Here is a 22,926-nt window from a genome sequence, read left to right as displayed (position 1 = left end):
CCCTGGGAGCGCGCGGAACTGCGACCCCCCAGGGGCGCGGGGAACTGCGCGACCAGCCACCACCCACCCGCAGCCGCCGAACAACCGTCCCCGCAAGGGCGCTACCGCTTCACCTTCCGCGCCGCCCGCAACCACTCCTTGTTCATGCCGGTGATGGACATGAGCGGAATCCCCTTGGGGCAGGCGGTGGCGCACTCCCCGGCGAGGGTGCAGCCCCCGAACCCCTCCTCGTCCATCTGCTCCACCATGTCCAGCACCCGCGTCTCCCGCTCGGGCGCCCCCTGCGGCAGCACGTTGAGATGGTTGATCTTGGCGGACGTGAACAGCATCGCCGCCCCGTTCGGACAGGCCGCCACGCACGCCCCGCACCCGATGCACTCGGCGTGCTCGAAGGCGAGGTCGGCGTCCGGCTTCGGCACCGGCGTGGCGTGCGCCTCGGGAGCCGCCCCGGTCGGCGCGGTGATGTACCCGCCGGCCTGGATGATCCGGTCGAACGCCGACCGGTCCACGACCAGGTCCTTGATCACCGGGAACGCGGACGCCCGCCACGGCTCGACGTCGATCGTGTCGCCGTCCTCGAACGACCGCATGTGCAGCTGACAGGTGGTGGTCCGCTCGGGCCCGTGCGCGTCGCCGTTGATGACGAGCGAACACGCCCCGCAGATGCCCTCACGGCAGTCGTGGTCGAAGGCGACGGGATCCTCGCCCTTGACGATGAGCTCCTCGTTGAGTGTGTCGAGCATCTCCAGGAAGGACATGTCGGGTGAGATCCCGTCCACCTCGTACGTGGACATCGTGCCGTCGGCGTCGGCGTTCCGCTGCCGCCAGACGCGCAGGGTGAGCTTCATGCGTAGCTCCGCTGGGTGGGGTGGACGTACTCGAAGACCAGGTCTTCCTTGTGCAGGGCGGGAGCCTCGCCGGTGCCGGTGAACTCCCAGGCGGCCGCGTACCCGAACTCCTCGTCGTTGCGGGCGGCCTCGCCGTCGGGCGTCTGGGACTCCTCGCGGAAGTGACCGCCGCAGGACTCCTCGCGGTGCAGCGCGTCGAGGCACATCAGCTCGGCGAGCTCCAGGTAGTCGACGATCCGGTTGGCCTTCTCCAGCGACTGGTTGAACTCCTCGCCGGAACCGGGCACCTTGATGCGCCGCCAGAACTCCTCGCGGATCTGCGGGATGCGCTCCAGCGCCTTGCGCAGGCCGGAGTCGCTGCGGGCCATGCCGCAGAACTCCCACATGAGTTCGCCGACCTCGCGGTGGAAGGAGTCGGGGGTGCGATCGCCGTCGACGGACAGCAGCAGATTGAGCCGGTCCTGGGTGTCGGCCAGCACCTCCTGCACGACGGGGTGTTCGTCGGTCACCGCGTCGTGGTGCGGGTTGCGGGCCAGGTAGTCGTTGATGGTCGAGGGGAGGACGAAGTAGCCGTCCGCGAGTCCCTGCATCAGCGCGGAGGCGCCGAGCCGGTTGGCGCCGTGGTCGGAGAAGTTGGCCTCGCCGATCGCGAACAGCCCGGGGACGGTGGTCTGGAGGTCGTAGTCGACCCACAGGCCGCCCATCGTGTAGTGCACGGCGGGGTAGATCCGCATCGGCACCTCGTACGGATCCTCGTCGGTGATCCGCTGGTACATGTCGAAGAGGTTGCCGTACTTGGCCTCGACGGCCCCCCGTCCCATGCGGGCGACGGCGTCGGCGAAGTCCAGGTAGACGCCCTGCCCGCCGGGGCCCACTCCCCTGCCCTCGTCGCAGACGTTCTTCGCGGCGCGGGAGGCGATGTCGCGCGGGACGAGGTTGCCGAACGACGGGTAGACGCGCTCCAGGTAGTAGTCGCGCTCGTCCTCGGGGATCTCGTTCGGGGGCCGCTGGTCGCCCTTCGCCTTCGGCACCCAGATGCGCCCGTCGTTGCGCAGCGACTCGCTCATCAGCGTGAGCTTGGACTGGTGGTCGCCGGTGCGCGGGATGCAGGTGGGGTGGATCTGGGTGAAGCATGGGTTGGCGAAGTGGGCGCCACGCCGGTGGGCCCGCCAGATGGCGGTGGCGTTGGAGTTCATGGCGTTCGTCGACAGGTAGAAGACGTTGCCGTAGCCGCCGGAGGCGAGGACGACGGCGTCCGCGAAGTACGTGTCGATCTTGCCCGTGACCAGGTCCCGGGCGACGATCCCGCGCGCCCGTCCGTCGACGACGATCAGGTCGAGCATCTCGGTGCGCGGGTGCATCTCGATGTTCCCGGCGGCGATCTGCCGGCTGAGGGCCTGGTAGGCGCCGAGGAGGAGCTGCTGGCCGGTCTGGCCCCGGGCGTAGAACGTGCGTGACACCTGCACGCCGCCGAACGACCGGGTGTCGAGCAGTCCGCCGTACTCCCGGGCGAAGGGCACGCCCTGGGCCACGCACTGGTCGATGATCTCGACGGAGATCTGTGCGAGCCGGTGGACGTTGGACTCGCGGGCGCGGAAGTCGCCGCCCTTGACGGTGTCGTAGAACAGCCGGTGGACGGAGTCGCCGTCGTTGCGGTAGTTCTTCGCGGCGTTGATGCCGCCCTGCGCGGCGATCGAGTGGGCGCGGCGGGGCGAGTCCTGGTAGCAGAACTGGACGACGTGGTAGCCCTGTTCGGCGAGGGTGGCGCCGGCGGAGCCGCCGGCGAGGCCGGTGCCGACGACGATCACGGTGTGCTTGCGCCGGTTGGCGGGGTTGACCAGCTTGGCCTCGAAGCGCCGCGTGTCCCAGCGCTCGTTGATCGGCCCGGTGGGGGCCTTGGTGTCGACGACCGGCTCGCCGGTCGTGTAGGCCGTGTACTCGCGGTAGGAAGTCATCTTCAGCTCACCACTCCGGTCATGACGCCCACGGGTACGGCGATGAAGCCGGCCGTGAGCAGCAGCGCGAGGACGTCGGCGACGGTCTTCAGGGCGCGGTCGCGGGTGCGGCTGCCGACGCCGAGGGTCTGGGCCGCGCTCCAGAAGCCGTGCCGGATGTGCAGGCCGAGCGCGAGCATCGCGACGATGTAGACGACGTTGCCGTACCAGGTGGAGAAGGTGTCCACGACGTTCTGGTACGGCTGGCCCTCCTGGAAGCCGCCGGAGTGCACGGTGCCGGTCGTCAGGTCGAGGATGTGCCACACGATGAACAGGCCGAGGATGACGCCGCCCCAGCGCATGGTCCGCGTCGCGTAGCTCGCCCGTGCCTTCTTGTGCACGTACTTGCTCGGCCGGGCCCGGATGTCGCGGCGGCTGAGCTGGTACGCCGAGGTGGCGTGGGCGACGACGGCGACGACCAGCACGATCCGGACGAGCCAGAGCGTCCACTCGTAGTGCATGAACGGCTCACCGACGACGCGCAGCCAGTGCGCGTAGTGGTTGAACTCTCCCGCCCCGAAGAAGATCTTCAGGTTTCCGATCATGTGGACGACCAGGTACAGCAGCATGATCAGACCACTGACCGCCATCACGGTCTTCTTGCCGACGGTGGAGTCCCACACGGTGCGTGCGATGGACGGCCGTCGGTCCGTCCGCGTTGCCAGAGCCATGGAACAGCACGCTACGGACCGGCGGACGATCGGTCCAAGACATGGTCCGGCTTGAATCCATAGGCTGGAGCTATCGTGGGAGCATGCAGTTCCAGCAGCTCCAGTACTTCGTGGCCGTTGCCGAGACCCGGCACTTCACCCGGGCCGCCGATCTGGTCCATGTCGCCCAGCCGTCCCTCTCGCAGCAGATCAAGGCGCTGGAGCGGGAGCTGGGCGCGGACCTGTTCCTGCGCGCCCGGGGCAACATCACGCTCACCGACGCCGGGGAGGCGCTCCTGCCGCTGGCCCGGCGCATCCTGGCCGACGCCGACACGGCCCGGCACGAGGTGCAGGAACTGGTGCAGCTGCGCAGCGGCCGGGTGCGGCTGGGAGCGACGCCGAGTCTGTGCACGGGCCTGCTGCCGGATGTGCTGCGGGCCTTCCACGACCGCTACCCCGGGATCCGGCTGCTGATCGAGGAGGGCGGCTCGCACGACCTGGTGCGGGAGCTGGCCCGCGGGGCGCTGGATCTGGCGCTGGTCGTGCTGCCGCTGCCCACGCCGTCACCGGCGCTGACCACGGTGGAGCTGCTGCGGGAGGATCTCGTCGTGGTCTCCTCGCCGGACGCCCCGCGTCCGGGCCGGGGGCGCCGCACCGTGCGGGTCTCCGACCTGGAGGGTGAGCGGATGGTGATGTTCCGGCACGGGTACGACCTGCGGGAGCTGACGGTGGCAGCGTGCCGGGCCGAGGGGTTCGAGCCGGACCTCGCGGTGGAGGGCGGGGAGATGGACGCGGTGCTGGGGTTCGTGCGGGCCGGGCTGGGGGTCGCCGTGGTGCCGCGGATGGTGGCGGCGAGGTCGGGTCGTGGCCTACGGGTGACGCCGTTGGCCAGACCCGGCCTGTACCGCACGATCGCCCTGGCGCACCGCAGCGACGTGGCGCCGCCTCGGGCCGCTCGGGAGTTGCAGCGGATGCTGCTGGAGCGGTGAGGCGGCTTCAGAAGCGCCGGGTGTGAGCGCCGTTCGAGGGTGCGGGACGACCGTGGCTGGTCGCGACCACGCGGCGGAGCCGCATATCGCATACGGCCCCGCGCCCCCGGGGCGCCACCCCTACCCCGTCGCGTCCACCAGGGCCAGCTGGTGCAGGCGCTCCGGTGGGCCCGGCCTCGCGTAGTACCAGCCCTGGGCCGTGTCGCAGCCGAGTATGCGCAGTTGTTCGGCCTGGGCTCCCGTCTCCACGCCCTCCACCGTCACCGCCAGGTCCAGGCTGTGGGCCAGGGAGACGATGCCCTCGACGATCTTCAGGTCGACGGGGTCCGCCGGGAACTGCTGCATGCTCTGGGTGAAGGAGCGGTCCAGCTTCAGGATGCTGACCGGCAGCCGGCGCAGGTTGGCGAGGTTGGAGTAGCCCGTGCCGAAGTCGTCCAGGGCGATGTCGACCCCCATCTCCGCCAGGCGCCGCAGCGGCTTCAGCAGATCGTCGTCCGCCCCGATCAGCGCCGACTCCGTGACCTCCAGGCACAGCGCGTCCGGCGCGACGCCCGTGCGCTCCAGGATGTCGACCGTGTCCTGGACCAGACCGGGGTGCGTCAGCTGGCACGGCGACAGGTTCACGTTGATGCGCAGCGGCCCGGCCGCCTCGCCCTGCAGTTCCCGCCACTCGCGGGCCTGGCGCACCGACTGCTCCAGCACCCACCGCCCCAGCGGCACGATCAGCCCGGTGTGCTCCGCGAGCGGGATGAACCGGTCCGGCCCGAGCACGCCGTGCTGCGGGTGCAGCCAGCGCACCAGGGCCTCGGCTCCCCGGACGCTGCCGTCACCGAGATGCACCAGCGGCTGGTACTCGATGAAGAACTCGCCCCGCTCCAGCGCCGTCGGCAGCGCCGTGGTCAGGCCGTGCCGCGTGATGGCCCGGGCGTCCGCCTCCGCGTCGGCGAGTTCGAAGCGGTTGCCGCCCGCCGACTTGGCCCGGTACATGGTGATGTCCGCGCTGCGCAGCACCTCCGCCGGGCTGCGTTCCCCGGCCGGGCCCTCCACGACGCCGATGCTGCCGCGCACGGTCAGTTCCCGGCCGTCGACGCTGATCGGCGCGAGCAGCGCGTTCATGATGCGTCCGGCGAGTTCGTCGACCGCGTGCTGGGTGTCGGGTCCGGTGGTCAGCGCCACGAACTCGTCGCCGCCGAGCCGCGCGACCATCTCACCGGGCGCGGTGGCGCAGGACTGCAGCCGGTCGGCGACCTCCACCAGCAGCCGGTCGCCGGCCGCGTGGCCGAGGCTGTCGTTGATGGTCTTGAAGCCGTCGAGGTCCAGGTAGCACAGCCCGAACCGCTGGCCCTCCCCGGCGCCCAGCGCCTTCTCCAGCCGCTCGAAGAAGAAGGTGCGGTTGGGCAGCCCGGTCAGCGCGTCGTGCGTGGCCTCGTAGCGCAGCCGCAGGTTGAGCAGCCGCCGCTCGGTGGTGTCCTCCATGAGGGCGAGCTGGTACTGCGGATCGCCGTCGGCGTCACGCAGCAGGGAGACCGTCAGATTGGTCCACAGGACGGTTCCGTCGGGCCGGTAGAACGCCTTCTCCAGGTGGTAGTGCTCCCGCTCGCCCCGTACGAGTTCGTCGTAGAGCCGCCAGGTCTGCGGGGCGTCGTCGGGGTGGGTCCAATCCCGGACGTTGCGGCTGCGCAACGTCGGCTCGGAGACGCCGAACATGCGCAGCAGCGCGCCGTTGACCTGCAGCATGTTGCCCTCGAGGTCGGCCATGCCGATGCCTATGGCCGCGCCCTCGAAGACGGCGCGGAACCGCGCCTCGCTCGCGTGCAGGGCCTGCGCCACCACGCCCTGCGCCTGCAGGGCGGCCTGGGCGATGGCCTCCTGCTCGGCCAGGGTCCGCTCGCGCAGCGTCCGGGCGAAGCCGGCGGCCATCGCGTGCTGCAACCGCGCGCACCGGGCCCGCAGGTCCTCCTGGTCGCCGTCGCCGCCGCAGTACAGGACCAGGTAGGCGTCGACGCAGTCCAGGGTGCGGCTGAGCGCCTCCGGGTCGGTGCAGTGCGCGTCCACGAGGGCGGCGCCGACCGCCCGGCCCGCGTCGGAGTCGAAGGTCCGGGCCAGCAGGGCCTCGCTCAGCCGCCGGGCCAAGGGCAGCAGGTGCGCCTCGAACTCGGGGCGGGTCGACGACGTCGAGGTCACCGGGAAGACGGCCCGGCTCCAGATCGTCGCGAACCGGCGCAGTCTGTCCTCCGGCCCGTCCGGTTCGGCGGTCACGCCGTACGCCCCACGCCCGCGAACCCGGAGAACGCGTACGGATCCTCGTCCTCCGGTGCGGTGTCGGGGCGCCAGTGCGGCATCGCCACCAGTCCGGGTTCCACCATGTCGTACCCCTCGAAGAACCGCGCGATCTCGTCGCGCGAGCGCATGATCAGCGGGTTGCGGATGCCCTCGTACACGTCCACCGCACCCCCGGCCCTCTCCGGCGGCAGCGGGATCCCCTCGTAGGAGGCGTGGGTGAGCACGAGCAGGCTGCCGGGCGCGAGCGCCTGGCCCAGTTCGGCCACGGCCGCGTACGGATCGTCCTCGTCTTCCACGAAGTGCAGTATGGCAACGAGGAGCAGCGCCACTGGCTGATTCAGGTCGATCAGCCGCTCCACCTCGGGGCTGCGCAGGATCTCCTGGGGCTTGCGCAGGTCCGCGGCGACGACGCCCGCGTGGTCGTTGCCCTCCAGCACCGCCTGGCTGTGCGCCACGGCCACCGGGTCGTGGTCGACGTACACCACGCGCGCACCGGGGCGGGCGGCCTGCGCGACCTCGTGCACATTGCCGAAGGTGGGGATGCCGGAGCCGACGTCCAGGAACTGGGAGATGCCCTGGTCTGCCGCGTAGCGCACGGCGCGGCGCATGAACGCGCGGTTCGCCTGCATGACCTTGGGGAGTCCCGGCATGAACTCCATGGCCCTGCGGGCCGCTTCCCGGTCGACCTCGAAGTTGTGCGATCCGCCCAGGTAGTAGTCGTACATCCGGGAGACGCTGGGCACCGAGATGTCGATGCTCCGTGGGGCCCAGGCGGGACGCTCCATCTATCTCTCCAAGGCGTTAGGCGATCCGGTGTTCGAGCAGAGGCTACTGATCGCCCGCCAATGGAGCGACCCGAAACGGAAATTGACCATCCGTTCCCGGTCACTGCCTGCGGCACGTGCCGAATTGATACCCCTGCGCATGCCCTTCGAACATATGACGAACAGCACTCGAGGCACTCCGGAGAGTTCCGGTCCGGAAGGGGAAGAGTGGGTGGAATTCGATGAGTTCAGATGAAGCACGGCAAAACGGCCCACCCCTCCGTGGAGCACGGAGGGGTGGGCCGCGGCCTGCGCTTCGGGTGGACGAAACGATCTACCTCGGGGAGGTTTCTCTACTTCTCCGACGCGCCGACCAGCTTTCCGTCGGGCCGCACGGCGTACCAGGTGCCGCCGACGCCCTGGCCGTTGGTGTCGCCCGGAGCCTTGTCGCCGGCGAAGGTGTAGATGGGCGAGCAGTTGATCGTCTGCTGCTTGCCCTTGCCGTCGGTCCGGTCGAAGTTCATGTAGCCCTTCTTCTGGATGCCCTTGGTGTCGGCGAAGTCGACGGGCTCCACGAGCGGCCACTTCTCCAGGCACGCACCGGTGCAGTTGGAGACCGGCTCGGGCCAGGCCTCGTCCTTCTTGAACCGGTAGACGGTCATGCCGTTCTTGTCGACGACGATCTCGCCGAGCTTGGCGTCGTTGCGCGTGGACAGCCCGGCCTCGACCGCCTCGCCGCCACCCGCACCCCCTTGCGCCTTCTTGCCGTCGGGGGCGAGCGCGTACCACTTGCCGCCCACGCCCTGACCCTTGACGTCACCGGCGTTGACGTCCTTGGCGTAGCGGTAGGCGGGCCAGCCGCCGACCGTGAGCTGCTTGGTGCCGTCGGCCCGGGCGACCGAGCCGAGCAGTGCCTTGTCGATGCCCTCGCCCGCCTCGGCGTCGTCGGCCGGAACCGGCGGCCAGGTCTTGGCGCAGTCGCCCTCGCAGTTCGACTTGGGCGGCTCCTCCGTGTCCTGGTCGAACCGGTACAGGGTGAGGCCGAGACTGTCGGTGACCACCTTGCCGACCTTCTCGGCGGTGGAGACGGACAGCTTGCCGGCGGGGTTGGACGGGCTGGAGGCGCTCGGCGCGGACGGCTGAGCGTTCGCGGCGCCGCCCGCCGCGCCCGCGGTGCCCGAGCCGATGCTTCCGTAGTCCCCGGGCGCGGCCGTGGCGCCCACGTTCTGGCTGGCCGCCGGTGGGCTGTCCTGACCGCACGCCGTCGTCAGCGCCAGGACCGCCGCGGCGCTCGCCACGAGTGAGGCGCTCCGCCAGGAGGTCTTCATCGTCAACTCCCCATAATCGCAAGGGTGTTGCAGCGCCCTGCTGCGCCGCCGCACGGCCATGAATACGCACGGGAGCGGCGCTCGTGTTCAACGGTCGGCCAAATTTCTTTCCGGAACCCGCGATGAGCCCCTCGTACCGTCGTACACACGTACGCAGGACACACCCTGCGGGTGACCGCCGATCAAACCGGCACCCCCCGAAGATCCCCCTTTCGGGGCAATCCCCTTGCGCCCCGGCCCATGCAGGCGGCACAGGGCTCATGATCTTCGTCGTGCATGGACCTCTCTCGACTCAACCCGCCCTTGCGGCACGGGCCTTGGCGGCGGCGACGCTGACCTGGGCGCTCGTCGGCGCACCGGCCGGGGTCGCGGTGGCCGACGCCTGCGCGTACGCCTCCACGGGGCCGGACGGCACCGAGGCGGTGGCGTACGCCGGAAGCAAGAAGACCTGGCCGTGCCCCACACCCACGCCAAGCCCCTCCCCCACGCCGACCCCGACCCCGACCCCGCCACCCACCCCGCCACCGAAGCCACCACCGAAGCCGACGCCCCCGCCGAAGCCGACGCCGGACCCGCCGCCCCCACCGAAGCCCCCGCCCCCCGAGCCGCCCCCCACGGCCAGGCCCGAGCCGCCGCCCCCACCGTCGCCCGCGCCACGCCCCGTTCCGCCCACGCCCCGGCCGGTCCCGAAGCCCGTGCCGCCGGCACCCGCTCCCCCGGCGCCGGCACCGGCCCCGCCGGCCACCCCCGCACCGCGTCCGTCCGCGACGCCCGTGCACTACCCGCGCTACCGCGTCGCGTCCCTGCGGCCACGGAGGGCGGACGGCGCGCTGTCGCCGCTCACCTTCGTCCTGCTCGTCACGGTGCCCGCGCTGGTGGCCGTCGCCGCGCTGCGCGCGCGCTGATCCCTGAAGCCCTGGAGGTACCTCTTGCCGGAATGGCTTGTTCTCACCCTCGCGATGCTGGCCGCCTGTGCCGTGGTGGTCATCATCACCTTCGTACGCCACCGCGCGGCGCCCGAGGACGAGGATCCCAGTGAGACCCCGGACGTCATCGAGTACATGACGATGTGGATCGGCGTGGTCTACGCCATCGTCCTGGGCCTGGCGATCGCCGGGGTCTGGGAGGGGCGCAGCGCCGCACAGGACCACGTCCAGGCCGAGGCGACCGCGCTGCACGAGATCTCGGAACGGGTACGGGTGTATCCGACCGAGGAACGCGACCGTATCCGGGACGACATCCGGACGTATGTCAGCCATGTCGTGACCACCGAGTGGGACACGATGGCCGACAAGGGCGAGGTCACGCCGCGCGGCGCCGAGCTCTTCGAGCGGATCCGCCAGGACGTCACCGACTACGAGCCGGCGACGGACTTCGAGGCCCAGGCCTACCAGCCGCTGCTGGACCAGGTGACCGCGGCGAACCAGGCCCGGATCGCCCGCGCGGAGTCGACCGGGGAGACCATGCCGGGGGTGGTGTGGTTCGGGCTGATCGCCGGGGCCGTCATCACCATCGGGATGATCTTCGCCCTGCAGATCCGCAGAACGACCCGCGAACTGGTCCTCGCCGGGCTGTTCTCGGCGCTGATCGCCTTCCTGCTGTTCCTGATCTGGGACTTCGACTCGCCCTACAGCAGGGGCGTGACCGCCTCGGCGGACCCGTTCCTGAATCTCTTCCCGGGCGTCGGGGACTGACGGCGCCGTACAGCACGGATCCCGGCCGGGGGGCGCGCGACACACCGTCGCCGTCCCCCGGTCGCGTGGGCGGCGTTCCCCCGGGCGGCCCACACCGGTGCCCCATTCGCGCTACTGCGATCGCGCCACCCCGCTCGCCTTCTTAGCGTTTCGGGCATCGAGGTGCATTTGTGACGAGAGCGGAACAGGTCCGCGATTGCTCCTCGGGGACCCGGAGGATTCACCATGCGCGCGATAGGCCTCGCTTCGGCCGTACTGCTGGGCGCCGGCGCCCTCACCTCCTGCGTGCCCGCCGCCGACGCGGCGATCCGGACCGACTTCGGCTTCAGCGTCATGCCCTCCACCGTGGCGGCGGGCGGTGAGGTCACGGTGCGGGTGGACCGCAACGAGGCGTGCCAGGGGGAGGCGGCGGTCGACTCGGAGGTCTTCGACATGGTCACCATCCCGCCGGAGGAGTCCTGGGCGACGGCCGTAGTCGACTGGGACGCCAAGCCCGGCGCCGTGTACGACGTGGAGTTCGAGTGCGACGAGTCGAGCGGCACCGCGCGCCTGACGATCGCGGGCGGCCGTCCGACACACCACCCCACGCACCACCCGACGCGCCACCCCCACAAGGGTGTGCACGCCGGTGAGGGCGGCACCCTCGCCGGGTTCGACCTCAAGGAGATCGGCCTCGGCGCCGCACTGATCGCCGGATCCCTCGGCGTCGCCTACCACTTCTCGCGCCGCCGCACCGACGAGGACGCCGGCTGACAACCCGCCGCAGGGCAGGGCTTCGCCCCGGCTCCCCTGAACAAGGGGAGCCGGGGCGATTCCGTTCACGTGCGAGGCGATGACTCGTCGAAGGAACGCCTGGCGAGGCGTCAGATGCGCCGCTCGGCCCGGCGTCGCATCCAGAACACGCCGCCTCCGACGACGGCCGCGGCCACGAGACCACCGCCGATGGCCACGTCGGTCGGGGTCGCACCCGTGGTGGTGCTGCCGCCGATACCGCCGCGGACACCGCCGAGCACGGTGAAGGCCTGCGGCTTGGTCAGGGTCCTGCCGTCGCAGGTGACCGTGATGTCGTACGAGCCAGGACGAGCGTTGCTGTTGATGGTGGCGGTGCCCCGCGCGGCCCCGTTGCCGGCGCTGCCCCCGCCGGCCTCGTTGTTGCCGGCGCCGCCCCTGTCGCCCTCATTGCCCTTGCCGGCGTGGTGGACGGGCGACAGCCGCGTCGGCGCGAACGCGTTGGACGTCGCCGTGCCGCCGCCCCGGCAGCCGTCGACCGAGATGGTCAGCTGGCCGCCGGCAGCGATCACGCTGGGCAGGGCGGTGATGTTGCTGGGCGTCTCCCACGCGACGGCCGCGGGGGCCGAGAGGCCGAGGGCGGCGACCGCGGCGCCGGCGACCGCCAGGGCACGAGTGTTACGCATGTGAACCTCCGCGGAAGACGCCCCGGGACCCGTCCCCGGTCGATCGGCGAGAAAGCGCCTCCCAGAGAGACAGTCAGTTGCCGTGCCGCGAGCCGCATTTCGGGGATGGTCCGTCCTGGTGAGACAAGGTGGTGCCGGAGAACCGCACAATCGGACATCGCCGCAGGTCACGGACCGTCAGAAATTTCCTCGCGGCGGCAACTCGGATGGCGCACCTCCTGTCCCCGCCGCACCCCTTCTGTGCCGGGGCCACCCGTTCGCCCCCGCCCCCGTCGCCGGTTTCGCGCGTGCCACTTAGCGTTCGGATATGCGCGACTGACACGGCGACGGCCATGTCGAGAGGGGATGGCGAATGTCTGCGTCCGAACTGGCCCAGGCGGAAGAGGAGGCGCGGCCGAGGAAGCGCGCCCCGTGGGGCGTGATAGCGCTGGTTCTGCTGACCGGCCTCGCCCTCATCCGGAACGGTTCGGGGGAGTTCGACGAGGGCCCGCCGCAGCCGGCGACGGCGGCCGCCGCGGACAACCGGGTACCCGGGGCCACGTTCGCCGGGACCGTACGGCCCCTGCCCTACTCCCTCCCGGACCGGGTCAGGATCCCGGCGATCCAGGTCGACGCGCCGATCATTCCCGTGGGCCTGGACGCGGACGGCTGGGTCGGCGCACCGCCGCCGGAGGACCCCAACCTGGCCGGCTGGTTCACCGGAGCCGTCACCCCCGGCGAGAAGGGCACCGCGGTCGTGGTCGGCCATGTCGACAACCAGCAGGGACCCGCCGTGTTCTACGGACTCGGGGCCCTGAAGCAGGGCAACCGCATCGACGTCGCCCGGCAGGACGGTAAGACCGCGACGTTCGAGATCTACGGCGTCGAGGTGTTCGAGAAGAACAACTTCCCCGGTGACCGTGTCTACGCGTCCAAGGGCGCGCCGGAACTGCGGGTCATCACCTGCGGCGGGGGTTTCTCCAAGCAGGAAGGCTATGCGGGTAACGTCGTCGCCTTCGCCCGCCTGGTCGAGGTGCGCTGAGCGTTCCCGGCCGGGCGGGCGAAAGGCCCGAGGGCGTCCGTCACGCGTAGTGCCGCCGGGGCACGGTGACGTGGTAGCCGGAGTCCAGCAGTTCGGGCAGGTAGCGCCGCAGGGCCCGCACGCTCTGCGAGCGGTCGCCCCCGGCGTCGTGCGAGAGCACCACGACGCCGGGGGCGGCGCCGCGTTCGACCCGGTTCGCGATGGACCGGACTCCCGGGGTGGTCCAGTCGAGGGTGTCGACCGTCCAGCCGAGCGGTTCCATGCCGAGTTCGGCACCGAGCTGCAAGGCGGCGCGGTTCCACTCGCCGTAGGGTGCGCGGAACCACTCGGGGCGCTCCCCGTAGGCGTCCTCGATGACGTCGCTGGTGCGTTCCATCTGGGAGCGGATCTGGCGACGGGTGAGGCGGGTCAGCAACGGGTGGGACCAGGTGTGGTTTCCGACGACGTGCCCCTCGTCGGCCATCCGGGCCAGCAGCTTCCTGCCGCCGGCGACCATCTCGCCGCACACGAAGAACATCGCGCGCACGTCGTACTCGGCCAGGGTGTCGAGGATGTCCGGGGTGAAGCGGGGATCGGGGCCGTCGTCGAAGGTCAGCACCAGGGTGCGGCCACGGCCGGACACCTTCAGCGGCGCTTCTCGGGGTACCAGGGTCCGCCGGGGCGCGGCGCGCGGCGGGCCGTAGCCGGTCACCGGCTGCAGCCGGTACGCGGAGGACTTGACGGGCCGGGCCTGGGGTCCCGCGGCCGGGGCGGAGGTGACCGGTCCGTCCCCGGTGACAGTCGTGATCACTCCGGCCGTCGCGGCCGCTCCCACGGCGCCGGTGGCAGCGATCAACGCCCGGCGCCGGGTGAGCAGCCGGGTGAGCAACTGATCCTTCTTCATGACTCATCAGTCGCCCGGCCGAAGGCCGACGCTCGCGAGCAACACCGGTGTGGCGGCACACATTCACCCGTTCGGCCCACGCAGACGGGTCAGCGGCGGCGCACCAGGGGGAAGGGCAGGGTCTCCCGGATGGTCAGTCCGGTGAGGAACATGACCAGTCGGTCGACGCCGATGCCGAGGCCGCCGGTGGGCGGCATGGCGTATTCGAGGGCGTCGAGGAAGTCCTCGTCGAGTTCCATCGCCTCGGGATCGCCCCCGGCGGCCAGCAGGGACTGGGCGGTGAGGCGGCGGCGCTGCTCGACGGGGTCGGTGAGCTCCGAGTAGGCGGTGCCGAGTTCGGTGCCGAACGCGACGAGGTCCCAGCGTTCGGCGAGGCGCGGGTCGGTGCGGTGCTGCCGGGTGAGCGGGGAGACGTCGGTCGGGAAGTCCTTGTAGAAGGTGGGCAGCTGGGTCTTCTCCTCGACGAGTCGCTCGTACATCTCCAGGACGACGTCGCCGTGGCCGTCGTCGGCGGTGTACGGCACGCCGACGCGATCGCAGAGCCGCAGCAGCTCGGGCAGTCCGGTGCCGGGGTGGATCTCCTCCCCGACGGCCTCGCTGACGGCGCCGTAGACGGTCTTGACGGGCCACTGCCCCGAGATGTCGTACACCTCGCCGTCCTTGTGGGCGACGGGCTTGCCGAACGCGGCGGTGGCGGCCTCTTGGATCAGCTCGCGGACGAGGTCGAGCATCACGTCGTAGTCGGCGTACGCCTGGTAGGCCTCCAGGATGGTGAACTCGGGGTTGTGCTTGTAGTCCGTGCCCTCGTTGCGGAAGGTGCGGCCCATCTCGAAGACCTTCTCCATTCCGCCCACGCACAACCGCTTGAGGTACAGCTCGGGGGCGATGCGCAGGTAGAGGTCGAGGTCGTAGGCGTTGATGTGGGTGGTGAAGGGCCGGGCGTTGGCGCCGCCGTGGATCTGCTGGAGCACCGGCGTCTCGACCTCCAGGTAGCCGCGGGCCAGCAGGCCCTGACGCACGGCCTGGACGGCGGTGGAGCGGGCGCGGACCACGTCGCGGGCGGCGGGGCTGGCGGCCAGGTCGAGGTAGCGCATGCGGACCTTGGCCTCCGGATCGGCCAGGCCCCGGCGCTTGTCCGGCAGCGGGCGCAGGCACTTGCCGGTGAGCTGCCAGGAGGTGACGAACACGGTCGGCTCGCCCTTGTCGCTGACGCCCGCCTCGCCGGTGGCGGTGATGTGGTCGCCGATGTCGGTGTCGGCGGTGAAGCGGTCCAGGGCGGGGCCGGAGCGGTCGCGGGTGAGGGCGAGTTGGTGGTCGCCGGACCAGTCGCGCAGGACGGTGAAGACGATGCCGCCGAAGTCGCGGACCAGCATGATCCGGCCGGCGACGGTGACCTGCTCGCCCGGCCGGACCTCGGCGAGGGTGTGGGTGCGGGCCGGGATGCCCACCGGGTAGGGGTCGATGCCGTCGGCGCGCAGCCGGTCGAGCTTGTGATGCCGGACGCGGACCTGGTCGGACAGGCGGGAGAGGGGGTCGGCGGGCTCGGTCCCGTCCCCTCCGGCGAGGCCGAGCGCCGCCAACGACGGCAGCCCCTCCGTGGTGGCGGGCCGCTGTCCGCCCTTCGGGTGCCCCTTTCCCTTTCCCCACAACTTGCGCATCGACGGTACGGAGACGAAGCCCTCGGCGATGCCGGAGGCGAGACCGACCCGGGCGAGGGAGGCGGCCTCCGCGTAGCAGAGGAAGCGCGGGTACCACTCGGGGTGGTACTTGGCGTTGGAGCGGTACAGGGCCTCCAGTTGCCACCACTTGGAGAAGAACAGCAGCAGGCGGCGCCAGAGGCGGATCACCGGTCCCGCGCCGATGCGCGCCCCTTCCTCGAACACGGAGCGGAACACGGCGAAGTTCAGCGAGACCTTGCGCACGCCCAGCTTCGGGGCCACGGCGCACAGTTCGGCGACCATGAACTCCATGACGCCGTTGGGGGCGGTGCGGTCACGGCGCATCAGGTCCAGGGAGACGCCGTCCTTGCCCCAGGGCACGAAGGACTGGATGGCGAGGAGCCGGCCGTCCTGGTCGAGGGCCTCGGCGAGGAGGCAGTCGCCGTCGGCCGGGTCGCCGAGGCGGTCCAGGGCCATGGAGAAGCCGCGTTCGGTCTCGGTGTCGCGCCAGGCGTCGGCGCGTTCGACGAGCCGGCGCATCTCGTCCTCGCCGAGGGTGGAGTGGCGGCGGACGCGGCAGGTGACGCCGGTGCGGCGGACCCGGTTGACGGCCTGGCGGGTGACGCGCATGTCGCGGCCGTCGAGGTCGAAGTCGAGGACGTGAAGGATCGCCTCGTCGCCGAGCTGGAGCGCGCCGAGCCCGGCGCGGACGAAGGCCCGGGCCCCCTCCTCGGAGGCGCCCATCACGGCCGGGACCCAGGCGTAGCGGCGGGCCACGTCCTGCCAGGCGGCGATCGCGTGCGGCCATGCCTCCCGGTCGCCGACCGGGTCGCCGCTGGCCAGGCACACCCCGGCCTCGACGCGGTAGGTGACGGCGGCCTTGCCGCTGGGCGAGAAGACGGCGGCCTTGTCGCGGCGGGTGGCGAAGTAGCCGAGGGAGTCCTGGTCGCCGTAGCGGCCGAGGAGGGCCCGGATGCGGGCCTCCTCGTCGTCGTGCAGGGCGGCTTCCAGGCGCTGGGAGCGGAACAGGGTGGTGGCGGCGTTCAGCAGGGCGAGCGCGCCGAACAGGCCGAGCAGGAAGTACAGGGCGTGCGGCGGGCGGCCGTCGAAGGAGCCCGCGGACACCAGGCCGCCGCAGACCCGGTTCGCGGCCCAGGCCAGGCGCTCGCCGCTCGGCAGACTGCCCGGGAACGCCTCGACCAGGGCCCAGCCGACCAGGATCGCCACGACCAGGCCCGCCACCAGGACGCCCAGAGCCCGGCGTACGGCGGCGCGGCGGGAGGCGGCGTAGAACTCCCTGCGGGCGTAGATCAGCAGGATCAGGGCGAGGCCGCACACCACGAGGGAGGGGACGGACTCGGCGAACTCACCGACGGCCATGCCGAGGATGTCGGTGAGGACCAGCAGCCCCAGGTAGACGACGACGAGCCACCAGGCGACCTTCTTGCGGGCACCGGTCGCGGCGGCGAGCAGGAACAGGAAGACCGCGTAGGCGAGGTTGGCGCTGACCGGGACGAGCAGCAGGTCCAGGAAGCGGACGAGGGGGCGCAGCCCGGTGCGCAGCGGGGGGATCAGCGCCAGCAGGGCGCAGAGCAGTCCGAGGGCCCCGAAGAAGACGGCGAAGCCCTGCGGTACCCGGCTCAGGAAGCCGTGCGCCCGGTGGGGCGGCCGTATCGGGCCTGAGGTGTCCTCGGCCGCCCCGGTGTCCGCGATGACGCTCATGCTTTCGACTCTAGGAACACCCGCGCCTCCTCGCCCGTCGAGCGCTCCGGTCCCGCGGGGCCCAGGAGGCCCCGGGATCCCGTCCGCAACCGGGTGCCCGGACTCGGGCCTCCCGCCCGGCGGGCGGACCGGGGGGTTCCGATAGCCTCGCGGCGTGACGGAACAGCACTCCCATCGGTTCGAGCGGGGCACGGACGGTCCGAAGGTGATCGTGGTCGGGTTGGACGGCTCCGATTCCTCCCTGCGCGCCGCGGCCTACGCCGCCGGCCTGGCCCGGCGGCAGCACGCGCTGCTCGCCGTGGTGTACGTGCAGCCGGTGCTGGCGGCGGGCGCCGCGCTGGGGGTGCCGGTGGCCGAGACCACGGACGAGATCGCCGAGGACCTGGTGGCGCAGATCCGGGAGTCGGCCGAGCGGCTCAAGGGGATATTCGAGGTCCGCTGGGAGTTCCACACGTTCCGGGGTGACCCGTACAACGGCCTGGTGACGGCGGCCGACGAACTGAAGGCCGACGCGGTCGTCGTGGGCGCCTCGGAGCAGGCGGGCCACCGCATAGTCGGCTCGGTGGCGGTCCGTCTGGTGAAGGCGGGGCGCTGGCCGGTGACGGTGGTGCCGTAGGGCGCCGCGGGATCCCGCCCGATCGTTGCGCGGTGCTGACGGGCATGCAGGACTACAAGGACATCGACCCGGAGAGCGGCTTCTCGACGGCGTTCACGTCGGTGGGGCTGGGCGGCCTCGCCGACGTCCCGGGACGCGCTGCTGCCCAAGTGGTTCGCGAAGACCCGCCCGACACGGCATGCGCCGACGCGGGTCACCTGGATCGTCGGGGTGGCGTCGGCCGCCATCGCCGGGTTCCTGCCGATCGGCGAGGCGGCCGAGCTGACCGGCATCGGCATCCTGCCGGCGTTCTGCTTCTCCTGCTCCTACCGCCGCTCCGAGCCGGCGAAGCGGGGCCTGAGCGGCAGCCGTAGGCGTCGCGGACGGGGCGGCTACTCCCCCATGGCCAGTCCGTCCCCGGCCGCGCCGCGGCTGAGCACGATGTCGCGGATGCGGTCGCGGACGGCCCGGACGTCGGCGCCCTGGGCGAGCGCCCGGTTGAGGTTCACGACCCGGCCGGCGTCGACGTCGAACAGCTGCGGGACGAACTCCGCCTTGGTCACCTTCCAGCGCTCGCCTGGCCGTGCGGGCGGGGCGAAGGTGAAGCGGCCGAGGGTGGACTGGTTGCCGCGTGGGTCCTTTGCGCCCTCGTGGTTGGTCATCTCCCCGGCGATCTGGTCGCCCATGCCGTAGACGACCCAGGTGCCGTTGACCTTCTCGTAGGCCTGTGGGACGTGCGCGTGGGTGCCGAGGATCAGGTCGATGTCGGGGCGGTTCCCGGTGCGCGCGGCGGTGAGGTTCCGGGCCAGGGTCAGCTGCCGGTCGTCTGGGGCGTCCTGCCACTCGGTGCCCCAGTGCAGGGAGACCACGACCACGTCGGCGCCCGCCCGGCGCGCGGCCCGGGCGTCCTCGACGATCCTGGCCTCGTCGATGAGGTTGACGGCCCAGGGCTGCCCCTCGGGGAAGGGGAGGCCGTTGGTGTCGTAGGTGTAGGCGAGGTGGGCGACCTCGGCCGGTCCCGACTCGAGGACGGTCGCCGTCCGGGACTCCTCCTCGGTGCGTGCCGAGCCGGCGTGCCGCACGCCCACGCGGTCGAGGGCGTCGAGGGTGCGGCGGATGCCGTCGGCGCCGTCGTCCAGGGCGTGGTTGGAGGCGGTGGAGCAGCCGTCGTAGCCGGTGGCGGTGAGGGCCCCGGCCACCTCGGGCGGGGATTTGAAGGTGGGGTAGCCGGTGTAGGCGCCGTCCGCGCCGTAGACGGTCTCCATGTGGCACAGGGCGATGTCGGCGCGGGAGACGACGGAGCGGATCCCGGCGAGCATCGGCCGGAAGTCGTAGCCGGTGCCGCCGGCGTCGAAGCGGGCCCGGTCGATGATCGTGCTGTGCGGGAGGACGTCACCGGAGGCGACCAGTGTGAAGCCGCGGGGCCCGGCGGCGGGTGCCGGACGCCCGGAGCCGGGCTTGTCGTGTTCGCGGGCCTGGCAGGCGGCGCCTGCGGCGAGGACGACGGTCAGGGCTAGGGCGATCTGTCGACTGCGTGCGAGCATGCATTCACCCCACTGTGGGCGTTGTGGTCGTATTTACGCACAATCAGGAAAGAAGGCACGCGGCGCCCCACGCGGCTTCGACACGCTCATCAGCCCCTCCGGCACCCACATGGCCGGGCGCCCTGACCGTTCGTCGAACCGTTCGTCGACGCGATCGACCGTCCGCCGCACAGCCGGGTACGTGCCCTGTGCCCGGGCCGCGCCCTGCGGTGGCATACGGCCATGACGGCCGGATCCACTCTCACGCACGGAACGACCGCCGAGCACGAGCTCGCCGCACTGCAGCGGGAGCACGGCCGGCCCCTCTTCGCGCTGCTGCTGCGGCTCTGCGACGGTGACCGGCAGCGCGCGGAGGACCTGGCCCAGGAGACGCTGGTGCGCGCCTGGCAGCATCCCGAGGCCCTGCGCGCCGACGACTTCGACTCCGTGCGGCCCTGGCTGATGACCGTCGCGCGGCGCCTCGCGATCGACGCCCGGCGGGCGCGTCAGGCCCGTCCGCCCGAGGTCGGCGACGCGGTGCTGGAGAACGCGCGGGTCGTCTCCGACCATGCCGAGCGGGCCGCGGCGACGCTCGACGTCCGCGAGGCTGTGAAGACACTCACTCCGCAGCACCGTGAAGTCCTGGTGCTCGTGTACTTCCAGGGGGCGAGTGTGGCGGAAGCCGCGGCGACCCTCGGCATCCCGCCCGGTACCGTGAAGTCCCGCGCGTACTACGCGCTGCGCGCCCTGCGCAGGGTGCTACCGGGATACGCCGCCGACCTGCGATGAAACCAACGGGTGGGTCAAGCCTCCGTAAAGCGCCTTGCGATGACCCCGGTTGAGTAATCGGCTGTTCTCATCCGTGTTCCGGAGGGGGCCGTCAGCGTCCCCCGGGGCCCGGTGTCGGGCGACGCGCACGTACCGGAGGAAGGCAGGAAGGGATGCTGGACAGAGAGCAGGGGAGCACGGAGGGCGCCGACGGCGAACTGACCGTTCCCATGGCGTGGTTGTACGCCGAGTACATCGCCGACGAGCTGCTGCGGACCGGCGACCTGATGCCGCCGACGTCCTTCGAGTTCCGCGCCGGGCGCGATGCCCTGGCGCTGACCATCTTCCTGTCCGACACCGACGGGGAGCTGTCCGGCATCCGGGTCGTCACCCAGCTGGAGACGTGGCTGTCACTGACCGCGTACGACCAGCCGTGGCAGGAGTGGGTGCGTGAGCGGCTGGCCGAGCTCGCCGTGGGCGCCGCGCGGTCGGGGCGGCCCGCGCCGGATCTGGGTCTCGCCGAGGAGGCCTGGCGCTGGCTGCAGGAGACGGAGCTGCTCGCGCCCGATCTGAACGCGGTGCCGGGGGGCGCTCCGGTGGTCGGGGAGGACGACGGGCCGAAGGTCTGGACGCCCGCCTGGCAGCTCGGACTGCCGCTGGGACACCTCGCTATCCATCTTTTTTAGATTCCCGCGACCCCGGACCAATCCGGGGGCCGGAGGGCTCCGAATCCTTTGGTTGCGATTGTGTCACCGGCTTGAGTGATTCCGCTGCCTGGTCCGTACCGGTGGGAGCAAGGAGTAACCCCACCCGCACCCAACGGCACGAGGATTCGGCATGAGGTCCCTGGAAAGGCATCACGACGTCGCGGCCTACGCGCTCGGCGTGCTGGACGAGGCGGAGGCATTCCGCTTCGAGGACCACCTCATGGAGTGCCCTCGGTGCGCTGCAGAGGTGACGGAATTCGGCGCGACCACACGGCAGTTGATGCTGTACCGGCGGTCGACGCCACGGTACGTGCACCCGATGGCGCAGCCCGGCCCGCGCATGCTGGACGGGCTGCTGGCCGAGGTGGCGACCCGGCGCCGGACCGGACGCAGGCGTCTGCTGTTCGCCCTGGCCGCCTCGGTGGTTTTCGCGGCGTCGGTCCCCGGCATCGCGATGATGGCCGAGGGCAGCGCCGAGGAGCCCCGGACGGTGGCGGCGACCGACGCGCGCACGGGCGTGTGGGCACAGGTCACCACCGAGGACGAGGCCTCGGGCAGCCAGGTCGAGCTGAAGGTGAAGGACGCCTCGGGTCCGCGCCCCTGCCACCTGGTGATCGTCGGACACGACGGCACCGAGGAGACCGCGACCAGCTGGCACGGGCCCGGCCACGACGACCAGCCCCACACGATGATGGCCAGCTCCTCCATGCATCCGGAGGACATCGCCCGCTACGAGATCCGCTCGGCGGCCGGCGATGTCCTGTGGAGACTCCAGCCGAGCTGACCATCCGTCCGCCCCTGTCACCGGGCGCCGCCCGCGCCCCGGTGTGAGACTGCTGGACGACGCACCCGGGAGATCGCCGGGTGCCCGCGGTCCCGCTGAGGGGAGACGAGGTGACGACGGCAGAGACCGGGGACGGTCACCTGGAGGAGTTCCTCGCCGATCCGGAGAACGCCGCACTGGACCTGCCCACGGCGGCGGCCCGCTGCACCAAGGCCCTCGGAATCCAGCACTCCGTGGTGTACCTCGCCGACATCCAGCAGCGCCGGCTGGTACCGCTCACCGACGTGACCTCCTCCCTGCTCGTCGACGGCTCGCTGGCGGGCTGGACCTACCGCACCCAGTCGCTGCGCGTGGAGGAGTCCGAGACCGGCGGTATGACGGCCTGGATCCCGCTCATGGACGGCGCCGAACGCCTCGGCGTCATCGCGGTGAACTGCCCCTCGCTGACCCCGGCCGTGCTGCTGCGCGGCAGGGCTCTGGCCAAACTCCTCGGCATGATGATCACGTCCGCGCGGGCGTACCAGGACTCCTTCGTACGGCGCCTGCGCGCCCGGCCGATGCGGCTGCCCGCCGAGATGCTCCGGGCCTTCCTGCCGCCCCGCACCATCGGCACCTCGCACGTCGTGTCGACGGCCGTACTGGAGCCCGCCTACGAGCTCGGCGGCGACGCCTTCGACCACTCCCTGACGGAGACGACGTTGCACGTCGCGGTGCTCGACGCCATGGGGCACAACCTGGCGTCCGGGCTGACCACGGCGGTGTCGCTGGCCGCGTGCCGCAACGCCCGGCGGACCGGGGCGGACCTGCCCGAGCTGGTGGAGAGCGTCGACGACGCGTTGTCGCAGTGGCTCCCGGACCAGTTCTGCACGGGTGTCCTGGCCCAGCTGGACCTGGCGTCGGGGATGCTGCGGTGGGTCAACTGCGGGCACCCCACCCCGCTGCTGATCCGTGACCGGCGGCTGCTCGTCGACGCCATGCGGCGCGAGGCGGACCCGCCGATGGGGATGCCGTCCCTGCTGACCGAGGGGAGACGGGAGACGCACGAGATCGCGCTGAAGCCCGGCGACCGGGTACTGATGTACACCGACGGGGTCACCGAGGCCAGGGCCGTCGACGGCGCGGAGTTCGGGCTCGAACAGTTCGCCGACTACATCATCGGGGCGACGGCCGCGGGCGAGCTGGCACCCGAGACGCTGCGGCGGCTCATCCACGCCATCCTCGACTCGCCCACCAGCCGGCTGCGGGACGACGCGACCATCCTGATGTTCGAGTGGACACCGCCGGCCCCATGACCTGGGGC

Annotated in this window: 21 protein-coding genes and 1 pseudogene; 11 read left to right on the top strand and 11 right to left on the bottom strand. The window is 71.6% G+C overall.

From position 1 onward, the window contains the following. Positions 1 to 101: 101 nt before the first annotated feature. Genes QOL88_RS35140 through QOL88_RS35130 form a run of 3 tightly spaced genes read right to left on the bottom strand, consistent with a single transcriptional unit; the run spans position 102 to position 3,477 of the window. Entirely contained in the window at positions 102 to 848 is a 747-nt protein-coding gene (locus QOL88_RS35140) for a succinate dehydrogenase/fumarate reductase iron-sulfur subunit (protein ID WP_097222261.1), read from the bottom strand. Then, positions 845 to 2,803: a fumarate reductase/succinate dehydrogenase flavoprotein subunit gene (locus QOL88_RS35135; RefSeq protein WP_097222260.1), complete on the bottom strand. Its 1,959-nt coding sequence runs from the start codon at positions 2,801 to 2,803 to the stop codon at positions 845 to 847. The genes QOL88_RS35140 and QOL88_RS35135 overlap by 4 nt, the downstream gene beginning before the upstream one ends. Before the next feature lie 2 nt (positions 2,804 to 2,805). After that, positions 2,806 to 3,477, bottom strand: a complete 672-nt coding sequence (locus QOL88_RS35130; RefSeq protein ID WP_097223323.1) for a succinate dehydrogenase — start codon at positions 3,475 to 3,477, stop codon at positions 2,806 to 2,808. A gap of 119 nt (positions 3,478 to 3,596) precedes the next feature. Between QOL88_RS35130 and QOL88_RS35125 the strand changes: the two genes are divergently transcribed. Next, positions 3,597 to 4,481, top strand: a complete 885-nt coding sequence (locus QOL88_RS35125; protein ID WP_097222259.1) for a LysR family transcriptional regulator — start codon at positions 3,597 to 3,599, stop codon at positions 4,479 to 4,481. Between the two features lie 120 nt (positions 4,482 to 4,601). Here the strand turns inward: QOL88_RS35125 and QOL88_RS35120 are convergent, their stop codons facing one another. The 4 genes from QOL88_RS35120 to QOL88_RS35105 all read right to left on the bottom strand — a co-directional run bounded on the left by QOL88_RS35120 (position 4,602) and on the right by QOL88_RS35105 (position 9,601). Beyond that, complete coding sequence (locus QOL88_RS35120) at positions 4,602 to 6,740, bottom strand: putative bifunctional diguanylate cyclase/phosphodiesterase (RefSeq protein ID WP_097222258.1); 2,139 nt, start codon at positions 6,738 to 6,740, stop codon at positions 4,602 to 4,604. Beyond that, complete coding sequence (locus tag QOL88_RS35115) at positions 6,737 to 7,549, bottom strand: SAM-dependent methyltransferase (RefSeq protein ID WP_097222257.1); 813 nt, start codon at positions 7,547 to 7,549, stop codon at positions 6,737 to 6,739. Before QOL88_RS35115 ends, QOL88_RS35120 begins: the two co-directional genes overlap by 4 nt. A gap of 332 nt (positions 7,550 to 7,881) precedes the next feature. Further along, positions 7,882 to 8,856, bottom strand: a complete 975-nt coding sequence (locus QOL88_RS35110) for an SCO0930 family lipoprotein (RefSeq protein ID WP_097222256.1) — start codon at positions 8,854 to 8,856, stop codon at positions 7,882 to 7,884. A 292-nt stretch (positions 8,857 to 9,148) separates the two neighbouring features. After that, a complete protein-coding gene (locus QOL88_RS35105; RefSeq protein WP_097222255.1) occupies positions 9,149 to 9,601 on the bottom strand; it encodes a hypothetical protein in 453 nt (150 codons plus the stop codon). Positions 9,602 to 9,629: 28 nt separating this feature from the next. Here QOL88_RS35105 and QOL88_RS35100 point away from each other — a divergent pair, with 28 nt between their 5' ends. The 3 genes from QOL88_RS35100 (at position 9,630) to QOL88_RS35090 (ending at position 11,303) form a co-directional block, all read left to right on the top strand. Next, positions 9,630 to 9,761: a hypothetical protein gene (locus QOL88_RS35100; protein WP_257027974.1), complete on the top strand. Its 132-nt coding sequence runs from the start codon at positions 9,630 to 9,632 to the stop codon at positions 9,759 to 9,761. 24 nt (positions 9,762 to 9,785) lie between these two features. Continuing rightward, a complete protein-coding gene (locus QOL88_RS35095) occupies positions 9,786 to 10,550 on the top strand; it encodes a bestrophin-like domain (protein WP_097222254.1) in 765 nt (254 codons plus the stop codon). A 225-nt stretch (positions 10,551 to 10,775) separates the two neighbouring features. Further along, positions 10,776 to 11,303 (top strand): hypothetical protein, encoded by a 528-nt coding sequence (locus QOL88_RS35090; RefSeq protein WP_097222253.1) that lies wholly within the window; start codon positions 10,776 to 10,778, stop codon positions 11,301 to 11,303. 110 nt (positions 11,304 to 11,413) lie between these two features. Here the strand turns inward: QOL88_RS35090 and QOL88_RS35085 are convergent, their stop codons facing one another. Continuing rightward, positions 11,414 to 11,965 (bottom strand): hypothetical protein, encoded by a 552-nt coding sequence (locus QOL88_RS35085; protein WP_179879042.1) that lies wholly within the window; start codon positions 11,963 to 11,965, stop codon positions 11,414 to 11,416. Positions 11,966 to 12,317: 352 nt separating this feature from the next. On the opposite strand from QOL88_RS35085, the gene QOL88_RS35080 reads away from it, so the two are divergent. After that, positions 12,318 to 12,986 carry a class F sortase gene (locus tag QOL88_RS35080; protein ID WP_097222251.1) on the top strand — a complete coding sequence of 223 codons (669 nt, stop codon included), beginning with the start codon at positions 12,318 to 12,320 and terminating at the stop codon, positions 12,984 to 12,986. Positions 12,987 to 13,026: 40 nt separating this feature from the next. On the opposite strand, the gene QOL88_RS35075 is transcribed toward QOL88_RS35080, so the two are convergent. Both QOL88_RS35075 and lysX read right to left on the bottom strand, forming a co-directional pair. After that, positions 13,027 to 13,869: a polysaccharide deacetylase family protein gene (locus tag QOL88_RS35075; protein WP_097222250.1), complete on the bottom strand. Its 843-nt coding sequence runs from the start codon at positions 13,867 to 13,869 to the stop codon at positions 13,027 to 13,029. A gap of 89 nt (positions 13,870 to 13,958) precedes the next feature. After that, complete coding sequence (gene lysX, locus QOL88_RS35070; protein WP_097222249.1) at positions 13,959 to 17,249, bottom strand: bifunctional lysylphosphatidylglycerol synthetase/lysine--tRNA ligase LysX; 3,291 nt, start codon at positions 17,247 to 17,249, stop codon at positions 13,959 to 13,961. A gap of 154 nt (positions 17,250 to 17,403) precedes the next feature. Between lysX and QOL88_RS35065 the strand changes: the two genes are divergently transcribed. After that, a complete protein-coding gene (locus tag QOL88_RS35065; protein WP_097222248.1) occupies positions 17,404 to 17,865 on the top strand; it encodes a universal stress protein in 462 nt (153 codons plus the stop codon). Between the two features lie 26 nt (positions 17,866 to 17,891). Beyond that, positions 17,892 to 18,171: pseudogene (locus QOL88_RS35060) on the top strand (amino acid permease); the annotation flags it as partial. Positions 18,172 to 18,236: 65 nt separating this feature from the next. Here the strand turns inward: QOL88_RS35060 and QOL88_RS35055 are convergent. Further along, positions 18,237 to 19,388, bottom strand: a complete 1,152-nt coding sequence (locus QOL88_RS35055) for a CapA family protein (protein ID WP_097222247.1) — start codon at positions 19,386 to 19,388, stop codon at positions 18,237 to 18,239. A 222-nt stretch (positions 19,389 to 19,610) separates the two neighbouring features. Here QOL88_RS35055 and QOL88_RS35050 point away from each other — a divergent pair, with 222 nt between their 5' ends. The 4 genes from QOL88_RS35050 (at position 19,611) to QOL88_RS35035 (ending at position 22,918) form a co-directional block, all read left to right on the top strand. Continuing rightward, positions 19,611 to 20,156 carry a sigma-70 family RNA polymerase sigma factor gene (locus QOL88_RS35050; RefSeq protein WP_097222246.1) on the top strand — a complete coding sequence of 182 codons (546 nt, stop codon included), beginning with the start codon at positions 19,611 to 19,613 and terminating at the stop codon, positions 20,154 to 20,156. Between the two features lie 152 nt (positions 20,157 to 20,308). After that, on the top strand, positions 20,309 to 20,821 hold the full coding sequence (locus tag QOL88_RS35045; RefSeq protein WP_097222245.1) for a hypothetical protein: 513 nt from the start codon (positions 20,309 to 20,311) through the stop codon (positions 20,819 to 20,821). Between the two features lie 151 nt (positions 20,822 to 20,972). Beyond that, positions 20,973 to 21,626: a zf-HC2 domain-containing protein gene (locus QOL88_RS35040; protein WP_097222244.1), complete on the top strand. Its 654-nt coding sequence runs from the start codon at positions 20,973 to 20,975 to the stop codon at positions 21,624 to 21,626. A 110-nt stretch (positions 21,627 to 21,736) separates the two neighbouring features. After that, positions 21,737 to 22,918 (top strand): PP2C family protein-serine/threonine phosphatase, encoded by a 1,182-nt coding sequence (locus tag QOL88_RS35035; RefSeq protein ID WP_097223322.1) that lies wholly within the window; start codon positions 21,737 to 21,739, stop codon positions 22,916 to 22,918. Positions 22,919 to 22,926 lie beyond the last annotated feature (8 nt).

It is taken from the genome of Streptomyces sp. Ag82_O1-12 (assembly GCF_900182715.1).
Lineage (GTDB): Bacteria > Actinomycetota > Actinomycetes > Streptomycetales > Streptomycetaceae > Streptomyces > Streptomyces massasporeus.
The sequence above is the reverse complement of the archived record's forward strand: the minus strand, read 5'-3'. Positions and strand labels throughout refer to the sequence as shown.

Coding starts and splice junctions, on each gene's coding strand:
- QOL88_RS35140 (WP_097222261.1), bottom strand. CDS start 848: ATGAAGCTCACCCTGCGCGTCTGGCGGCAGCGGAACGCCGACGCCGAC.
- QOL88_RS35135 (WP_097222260.1), bottom strand. CDS start 2,803: ATGACTTCCTACCGCGAGTACACGGCCTACACGACCGGCGAGCCGGTC.
- QOL88_RS35125 (WP_097222259.1), top strand. CDS start 3,597: ATGCAGTTCCAGCAGCTCCAGTACTTCGTGGCCGTTGCCGAGACCCGG.
- QOL88_RS35115 (WP_097222257.1), bottom strand. CDS start 7,549: ATGGAGCGTCCCGCCTGGGCCCCACGGAGCATCGACATCTCGGTGCCC.
- QOL88_RS35110 (WP_097222256.1), bottom strand. CDS start 8,856: ATGAAGACCTCCTGGCGGAGCGCCTCACTCGTGGCGAGCGCCGCGGCG.
- QOL88_RS35090 (WP_097222253.1), top strand. CDS start 10,776: ATGCGCGCGATAGGCCTCGCTTCGGCCGTACTGCTGGGCGCCGGCGCC.
- QOL88_RS35085 (WP_179879042.1), bottom strand. CDS start 11,965: ATGCGTAACACTCGTGCCCTGGCGGTCGCCGGCGCCGCGGTCGCCGCC.
- QOL88_RS35080 (WP_097222251.1), top strand. CDS start 12,318: ATGTCTGCGTCCGAACTGGCCCAGGCGGAAGAGGAGGCGCGGCCGAGG.
- QOL88_RS35075 (WP_097222250.1), bottom strand. CDS start 13,869: ATGAAGAAGGATCAGTTGCTCACCCGGCTGCTCACCCGGCGCCGGGCG.
- lysX (WP_097222249.1), bottom strand. CDS start 17,249: ATGAGCGTCATCGCGGACACCGGGGCGGCCGAGGACACCTCAGGCCCG.
- QOL88_RS35055 (WP_097222247.1), bottom strand. CDS start 19,388: ATGCTCGCACGCAGTCGACAGATCGCCCTAGCCCTGACCGTCGTCCTC.
- QOL88_RS35050 (WP_097222246.1), top strand. CDS start 19,611: ATGACGGCCGGATCCACTCTCACGCACGGAACGACCGCCGAGCACGAG.
- QOL88_RS35045 (WP_097222245.1), top strand. CDS start 20,309: ATGCTGGACAGAGAGCAGGGGAGCACGGAGGGCGCCGACGGCGAACTG.
- QOL88_RS35040 (WP_097222244.1), top strand. CDS start 20,973: ATGAGGTCCCTGGAAAGGCATCACGACGTCGCGGCCTACGCGCTCGGC.